This window comes from Pseudoalteromonas sp. UBA2102 (assembly GCF_002331165.1).
Classification (GTDB): domain Bacteria; phylum Pseudomonadota; class Gammaproteobacteria; order Enterobacterales; family Alteromonadaceae; genus Pseudoalteromonas; species Pseudoalteromonas atlantica.
Genome location: NZ_DCYU01000022.1, coordinates 1 through 7,634, shown reverse-complemented (window position 1 = coordinate 7,634; position 7,634 = coordinate 1). Strand labels below are relative to the sequence as shown.

The following is a 7,634-nucleotide window of genomic DNA, read 5'->3' as shown; positions in this document are numbered from 1 at the left end:
AGACTCAATCAGACTGTGAAGTTATTTTAGCGTTATACAAACAAAAAGGGCCTGAGTTTTTAGATGACTTAAATGGTATTTTTGCATTTTGTTTATACGATGAAGAAAACGATGCGTACTTAATTGGCCGCGATCACATTGGTATTATTCCGCTTTATACTGGCCACGATGAGCATGGTAATTTTTATGTTGCCTCAGAGCTTAAAGCGCTTTCACCAATTTGTAAGCACATTGAAGAGTTTCCACCAGGGCACTACCTATACAGCAAAAATGGTGAACTAACGCCTTATTATAAGCGCGATTGGGAAACCTTTGATGCAGTTAAAGATAACAGTGCACAAGCGCAAGACGTAAAAGAAGCGCTAGAAAGCGCTGTAAAACGCCAGCTAATGTGTGATGTACCGTATGGCGTATTGCTATCGGGCGGTTTAGACTCGTCGGTTATTTCGGCTATTACGCAACGTTTTGCTGCTAAACGTATTGAAGATAACGATGAAAGCGACGCATGGTGGCCTAAGCTGCATTCATTTTCTGTTGGGCTTGAGGGTTCACCTGATTTAGCCGCTGCGCAAAAAGTAGCGGATATGATTGGCACAGTACATCACCCTATTCACTTTACCATTCAAGAAGGTATTGATGCGCTTCGTGAGGTTATTTACCACATTGAAACGTACGATGTAACCACCATCCGTGCCTCAACGCCAATGTATTTAATGGCGCGCCAAATTAAAGCTATGGGTATTAAAATGGTATTATCAGGCGAAGGCGCTGATGAACTATTTGGTGGCTATTTATACTTCCATAAAGCGCCAAACGCACAAGAGTTTCATGAAGAGCTAAACCGTAAAGTGTCAAAGCTGCATATGTTTGACTGTTTACGTGCCAATAAGTCAATGGCTGCATGGGGCGTAGAAGCACGCGTACCGTTTCTTGATAAAGAGTTTGTTGATGTGGCTATGCGTATCAACCCTGAAGCAAAAATGTGTAAAGATGGCAAAATTGAAAAGCACATTTTACGCGAAGGCTTCGATGGCTACCTGCCTGAAGAAGTACTGTGGCGTCAAAAAGAGCAATTCTCAGACGGTGTTGGCTACAGCTGGATAGACACGTTAAAAGAGTTTGTAAACGAGCAAGTAAGCGACCAAGAGCTTGCTAACGCTAAGTTTAAGTACCCTATTAACACGCCTGATTCTAAAGAAGCGTATTACTATCGCTCTATTTTTGAATCACACTTCCCAGGTGATGCATCAGCTAAATGTGTACCACATGGTAAGTCGGTTGCGTGTTCAACCCCTGAAGCACTTGCATGGGATGCATCATTTCAAAATAATGCTGATCCTTCAGGCCGTGCTGCTGGCGTTCACAACGACGCGTATGCAAGCAAAGGCTAAACGCACCCTTTTATCGCAACGTAGGCTACAACAGCCTAGGTTGCGATATATAAAGCACCTTTATTCAGTTCCTGTATTTTCTAGTTCACAGCATAACTTAGCCGGTTCAAGTGCGTTAATTGTTATTTATACGCAAGGGTTAAGTACGCGTGTAATGCAAAAAATTGCATCAAACTCGCAGCACCCTGCTAGCGTTTTTTTAAATGAAAATGAAATTTCTCACCGTGTATGTAACATTCGCTGGTTTAACCAAACATCAGAAATTAAGCGCTGCGGCCATGGCACCCTTGCTGCTGCAAAATGTTTATTAGCACACTATGGTTTTTGCCCTTCACACTTTGTTTCAAACGATAAAGAACGGTTTAAAATCAAGCTAGCTACAGGCCGGATACAACTTCAGCTAGCGGCTATTAATTTAAAAAAGAGTGATGAGGTTAACAGCCTTAGTGATGTATTTTCGCACTCTATAAAAGCAACTTACTCAACAGCTTATAAAAATGGCTATACCGTTGTACAGTTTAAAAACATGGCTGATTTAAAGCATTTAGAGGTTAATTTTGCACATTTAGTAAATGTGCATAACAATGCGGTAATTGCACTGCAAATACATAGTATTAATAAAAACAACGCAAGTGCGTATTTTAGGTATTTTGCGCCGCAATTTGGGGTAAATGAAGATACTGCTACAGGCTCTGCCGTGTCGGTTATTGCGCCACTTATTTTTAGACTACATGGTTTAAATAAAGTAACCCTTTTGCAGCAGTCACCAAAAGGCGCGCTGCTAAACTATACGTTTAGCAGCAATCAGGTAGTTGTAAGTTAAGCTATTACATTGGCCTTAGTAGGCAAAGTGCAAAGTAGCTTTTCTCGTCTTGCCATGTTTGTTCAAGCGATAAATTAGCCTGAGCAGCAAGATTTTTAAACGACTCAAGCGTATACTTGTGCGAGTTTTCAGTGTGAATGCTCTCTCCCGCTACAAAGTCTATTTGCTTATCGTTAATAACTACGCTTTGATTACACTTGCTCACTAAATGCATTTCAATGCGGCTGTGCACTTCGTTAAATCGCGATTCGTGTTTAAAATTATCTAAAATAAACGTGCCATTTAATTCGTTATTTATACGCTGGAGCAAGTTTTTATTAAAGGCGGCGGTAATGCCGGCTTTGTCATCGTAAGCATCAAGTAACACTTGTCGCTCTTTTACTAAATCAATACCTATTAATACATAGCCATCAACACCACATAAACGGTGGAAATTATTCATTATTTCAATGGCTTTTACTGGCGCAAAGTTACCCAGTGTGGAGCCTGGAAAATAAACTAAATTTGTTTGGCTGTCTAAGGCGGTGTCTTTTGTTAACTGCTTAACCATTTGGCTATGGGTAAAATCACCTAGCAATGGCGTAATGGCCAGCTCCGGAAATAACGGTGATAAATGCGCTAACGAGTAATTAAGCATCTCTGATGATATTTCAAAAGGAACAAAGGTTTTTACATTGCTCATATGGGCGAGTAAATACGCGACCTTTTTACCCGAGCCACAACCAGGCTCAATAATTGATAGGTTCTCGGGCAGCCTATTAGCGATAGCTTTTGAGTAATCTTCTAATATGGCAAGTTCAGTGCGGGTAACATAGTACTCTTGCAATGAGGTTATTTGCTCGAATAAAGCCGCCCCTTTATCATCGTAAAAATACTTACACGGCAGCGACTTTTGCTGTTGAGCAAGTCCATGTAATACATCATTTAAAAAGTCTAGATCGGTTATTGATTGCTGATTAATTGCTGTTACTTGGCTCATAGTATGTCCTTTGCTAGTCTAATGCCGCTGCACATCCACGCTTGGTGCGGATAAAAAAAGTTACGGTAGGTCTGTCTTAAATGATCTTTTGGGGTAAACACACACCCACCACGCAAAACCATTTGATTATTCATAAATTTACCATTGTATTCCCCTGCGGCTCCGCTAAAGGGTTTAAAGCCTGGGTAAGGTAAATAGGCGCTATTAGTCCACTGCCAGCATGTATCGTTTAACTGCGAGATAACATCTGGGTTTTTACATACACATGGCGTAAGCAAATCGTTTTGCTGTTGCTTAAGTGCTTGCTGCTGCGCTACATACTCCCATTCAAACTCAGTAGGTAGGCGCGCATTCACAAAATTAGCGTAGGCTGCCGCTTCAAAATAACTTACATGGCTCACTGGCGCATCTAAATTTAAAGGCTGCAGTCCGTAGAGAGTAAATTCAAACCACTGCCCGTCAATATACTGCCAATATAAAGGGTGACTAAGTTGCTCGGTGTTTATATTAGTCCAGCCATCACTTAACCAAAATGAAGGGTTTTTATACCCGCCCGCCTCTATAAATTGTAAGTACTCTCTATTAGTCACTAATCGATTAGCAAAACTAAACGCATGGATAAGGGCTTGATGTTTAGGTTGTTCGTTATCGTACGAAAAGCCGTTTTTAGCATCAGCCCCTATATTGGTTATGCTTTGGCTAAATTCGGTATATTTTAAAGTGCCTAGCGAATCACTCACCTTTATTAAGTCATTTGGGGTTTGGCTGTAGGCAGGAAAGCTTGGATTAACCGAAAAATTATATTTAATATCCATTAGCATGAGCTCTTGATGTTGCTGCTCATGATTCAGCCCAAGTTCTATTATATTGCACAGTGTTTGGTTAGTGCCTAATTGAAGCAGCTCGTTTAGCGCATTATCAACATAGGCTCTGTAGCGCAACACCACCTCTAAACTGGGGCGAGATAAACATCCTCTATTAGCACGCTTAAACTGCTCACCTATGCCGTTATAGTAGGAGTTAAAAAGCACTTTAAATTGTTCATCAAAGAGCGTGTAGTTAGGCAGATACTTAGCAAGTAAAAATGTTTCAAAAAACCACGTGGTGTGAGCTAAGTGCCATTTCATTGGGCTTGCATCATCCATTGCTTGTAGTTGGCAATCTTCTGCGCTGAGGTTTTTTGTAAGTGTAAGACTATGTTGGCGAATTGACTGAAATTGAGCGTGTATTTTTTCAGTACTGTGCGCTTCATTCGTTTTCGTGTTTAGCATATTAAAGTTAGTCCTTTTCACTCTTTGCGATTAAATAAAGCCTACCCCAGATTTTACCTTTATGCATGTTACATGATGATTAAATCGAACCCTCTACCCATTTAAAACGTAGACTAATGTATTAACGACTAAACGAGTTTGGTGGCGCTGCTTTAATTTTAGTTTAATAACAAACTAATTTTTAACACTCACTGAATTAACAATAGCTTATCTTTTTAGTGATAAATAGCTTTTAGCGCTAAGTAATCAGGCATATATAACCAAATAGTTTTACATTTACGATTTAACTCATACACTATTAAGGGTATGATCAGCGATTAATTTAGTTAGTCCTCAAATAAGTTTTATTGTAAATAATGCAACTTACTGTGTGGCTAATTAACTTAGTGTTATGCCGGAACTCTCTGGCTTGTTAGGACAACATAAGAGGTATTCATGAGCGAAAATCATGACAAGTATAGTATTGATAATACGGACTACACCGTAGGTCAAGATAACGTGCAAAAATGGGGATTTGATATACATAATCCTGTTTTTGGTATTAGTGCCGGTTTGATTGTCATCTTTTTAGTCGCCATTCTCGTTTCGGATGCGCAAACAGCCAAAGCAACGCTTGATGGTATTAAGCTCGATATAATAAATAACTTTGATGCGTTTTTTATGTGGGCAGCAAACTTCTTTGTTATATTTTGTTTGGCATTAATTGTATCGCCCTATGGTAATATTCGTTTAGGCGGAGAAGGAGCTAAACCAACGCACTCGCGTATGTCATGGCTTGCTATGTTATTTGCCGCAGGTATGGGTATTGGGTTAATGTTTTGGGGTGTTGCAGAGCCTGTAGCTTACTTTACCGGCTGGTACGAAACCCCACTTAATGTAACCGCAAATACGCCAGAGGCTGCAAAAGTGGCCATGGGTGCAACCATGTTTCACTGGGGCCTTCACCCGTGGGCTATTTATGCCGTTGTAGCGCTCTCACTTGCGTTTTTTACTTACAATAAAGGCCTTCCTTTATCAATCCGTTCAATTTTTTATCCACTATTAGGCGACAGAGCTTGGGGCTGGCCTGGTCATATTATTGATATTCTTGCCGTGCTTGCCACTTTGTTTGGCCTTGCAACCTCGTTAGGTTTAGGCGCGCAGCAGGCTTCTGCAGGTATTAACCATGTATTTGGAACTGATGGCGGCGTAGGCGCACAATTATTGGTTATTATTGGCGTTACCTTACTAGCTATTATCTCAGTAGTACGCGGCATTGATGGCGGCGTAAAGGTCCTTAGTAATATAAACATGCTCATTGCATTTGCCTTACTTCTGTTTGTTGGTTTAATTGGCTTTGCTGTGGCAATCGGTAACGTACCAAATACGGTTATGGGTTATGTTGAAAATATTATTCCACTGAGCAACCCACATGGCCGTGAAGACGAAACATGGATGCACGGTTGGACTGTATTTTACTGGGCATGGTGGATTTCGTGGTCACCGTTTGTAGGTATGTTTATTGCGCGTGTTTCTCGTGGTCGTACAATTAGAGAGTTTTTAATCGCTGTATTATTAATTCCTACTGCGGTTACTATTTTATGGATGTCTATTTACGGCGGCATTGCAATAGACCAAGTTGTTCAAGGTGTTGGTAGCTTAGGCGTAAACGGTTTAACCGATGTACCTATGGCGATGTTCCAAATGCTAGACGAACTGCCTATGTCGAGCGTGCTTTCGTTCCTAGCTGTGGTTTTAGTATTAGTGTTTTTCATTACCTCTTCTGACTCGGGTTCGTTAGTTATCGACTCAATTACAGCAGGCGGTAAAGTGGATGCGCCAGTACCACAACGGATCTTTTGGGCTACGGTTGAGGGCTCTATTGCTGCTGCTCTATTATGGATTGGTGGTACAGAGGCGATTCAAGCATTACAAGCGGGTGCTGTTTCAACAGGTCTTCCGTTTACTTTAGTGTTACTACTAATGTGTGTAAGCCTATTATTAGGATTACGTACTGAGCCTCGCGCTGTTAAATAATTAGTCGCTTGCCAGTAAACTAAAAAACGCCGCATAATATGCGGCGTTTTTATTGGCTAAGCTAAACGCTGGTTATTAATTTAAACCTGTATTGCATTCGCTAAAATTTAAAAATAGATTTAACTTAGTAATTCAGCCAATGGCGTATCATCGCGGTAATGGTATTGCAGCTGTGCAATCAACAGCTCTGCTGTGGCTAATGCATCAGTTAGCGCATTGTGATTATGATAAGCAGGCAAAGAGTATCGGCTGCGGCAATCTGTGAGTCTAAGTGAGCCTACCTTTTGATTAAACAAACGCCCTATTAAGCCTTGGCGGGCGCGCAACGCTCGTTGCTCAATTTCCATGGTATCGACTAATGCAAACTGGATCCCTTCGTTAATTCTCGCAAGTAATGCATTGTTTAAAAAGTGCCGCTCTATCGCTGCATAATGCACCACCACGACTTTACCACTAAGTGCATTAAGTAGCGGCCCTAGTCGAGAGGTTAAATCGGGAGCGTCATCCACTTCTGAATGCGTAATACCATGAATAACAATCGACTCCTCGCTTAAGCTTTTACGAGGCTGTACTACCCAATGCTTAGCATGTGTGCAATATACTCTTTGCATTGTAAAGGGGACTAAGCCAATACTGACTATATCGTCCACCTCACTATTTAGACCGGTTGTCTCAAAATCAAGAGCCACAAACGAAATGTCTTTTATGGGCGTGTGCGTATCACCATAAGCGTGCTGATAAAACGCTTTTAAATGCTCATTTTTAGCGTTGTTAGCCAGTGTTTTATAATGAGCCTGCCAGTCAAAATACGATTGCTTAGCCATTCGTTACTTAACACCCGCATTGGCTGAGTAACTAAACTTTAAGTAGCTTTGTGCTTTTTCGAGTATGGCAAACGCTTCTTTTAAATTGCGTTGCTCAAACGGCGAAAGCAAATGCGGGTCTATGTCGTTATCGGGCTCTTCTTCTTGCTCTATTTGCCATGCTTGATGACGAATTCGCATCATGGCAATGTATTCTAACGCATCACGTAAATCCTGTGCTTTACCCTCAGGTAACAGGCGCGATTCAATAATATCTTCAAGGCGTTCAAACGAATTTTGCTTACGAGAGCCTATCGCCAGTGCATGCACTCTTATCACATCAGAAAGCGG

At 41.1% G+C, this 7,634-nt stretch carries 7 protein-coding genes; 3 read left to right on the top strand and 4 right to left on the bottom strand.

Annotation, left to right across the window (positions count from 1 at the left end; all coding sequences use genetic code 11):
* Positions 1 to 1,391 (top strand): asparagine synthase B (gene asnB, locus B2R65_RS02310; protein WP_286740718.1); only part of this gene is annotated, 1,391 nt, incomplete at its 5' end.
* A complete protein-coding gene (locus B2R65_RS02305) occupies positions 1,375 to 2,214 on the top strand; it encodes a PhzF family phenazine biosynthesis protein (protein WP_286740715.1) in 840 nt (279 codons plus the stop codon). The genes asnB and B2R65_RS02305, both read left to right, overlap by 17 nt.
* A 4-nt stretch (positions 2,215 to 2,218) precedes the next feature.
* Here B2R65_RS02305 and egtD read toward each other — a convergent pair whose 3' ends face one another.
* Both egtD and egtB read right to left on the bottom strand, forming a co-directional pair.
* Entirely contained in the window at positions 2,219 to 3,193 is a 975-nt protein-coding gene (gene egtD / locus B2R65_RS02300) for an L-histidine N(alpha)-methyltransferase (protein ID WP_096041797.1), read from the bottom strand.
* Positions 3,190 to 4,464 (bottom strand): ergothioneine biosynthesis protein EgtB, encoded by a 1,275-nt coding sequence (egtB, locus tag B2R65_RS02295; protein WP_286740711.1) that lies wholly within the window; start codon positions 4,462 to 4,464, stop codon positions 3,190 to 3,192. Before egtB ends, egtD begins: the two co-directional genes overlap by 4 nt.
* A gap of 435 nt (positions 4,465 to 4,899) precedes the next feature.
* Between egtB and B2R65_RS02290 the strand changes: the two genes are divergently transcribed.
* Positions 4,900 to 6,480 (top strand): BCCT family transporter, encoded by a 1,581-nt coding sequence (locus B2R65_RS02290; protein ID WP_286740708.1) that lies wholly within the window; start codon positions 4,900 to 4,902, stop codon positions 6,478 to 6,480.
* Between the two features lie 119 nt (positions 6,481 to 6,599).
* On the opposite strand, the gene B2R65_RS02285 is transcribed toward B2R65_RS02290, so the two are convergent.
* Together B2R65_RS02285 and B2R65_RS02280 are read right to left on the bottom strand one after the other, a co-directional pair.
* Positions 6,600 to 7,304 carry a 3'-5' exonuclease gene (locus B2R65_RS02285; RefSeq protein ID WP_064385440.1) on the bottom strand — a complete coding sequence of 235 codons (705 nt, stop codon included), beginning with the start codon at positions 7,302 to 7,304 and terminating at the stop codon, positions 6,600 to 6,602.
* Between the two features lie 3 nt (positions 7,305 to 7,307).
* Positions 7,308 to 7,634: putative nucleotidyltransferase substrate binding domain-containing protein (locus B2R65_RS02280; protein ID WP_286740704.1), on the bottom strand; the 327-nt coding region annotated here is incomplete at its 5' end.

What these genes read in the sequence shown, in the direction of transcription:
- B2R65_RS02305 (WP_286740715.1), top strand. Translation starts at nt 1,375, where the DNA reads ATGCAAGCAAAGGCTAAACGCACCCTTTTATCGCAACGTAGGCTACAA.
- egtD (WP_096041797.1), bottom strand. Translation starts at nt 3,193, where the DNA reads ATGAGCCAAGTAACAGCAATTAATCAGCAATCAATAACCGATCTAGAC.
- egtB (WP_286740711.1), bottom strand. Translation starts at nt 4,464, where the DNA reads ATGCTAAACACGAAAACGAATGAAGCGCACAGTACTGAAAAAATACAC.
- B2R65_RS02290 (WP_286740708.1), top strand. Translation starts at nt 4,900, where the DNA reads ATGAGCGAAAATCATGACAAGTATAGTATTGATAATACGGACTACACC.
- B2R65_RS02285 (WP_064385440.1), bottom strand. Translation starts at nt 7,304, where the DNA reads ATGGCTAAGCAATCGTATTTTGACTGGCAGGCTCATTATAAAACACTG.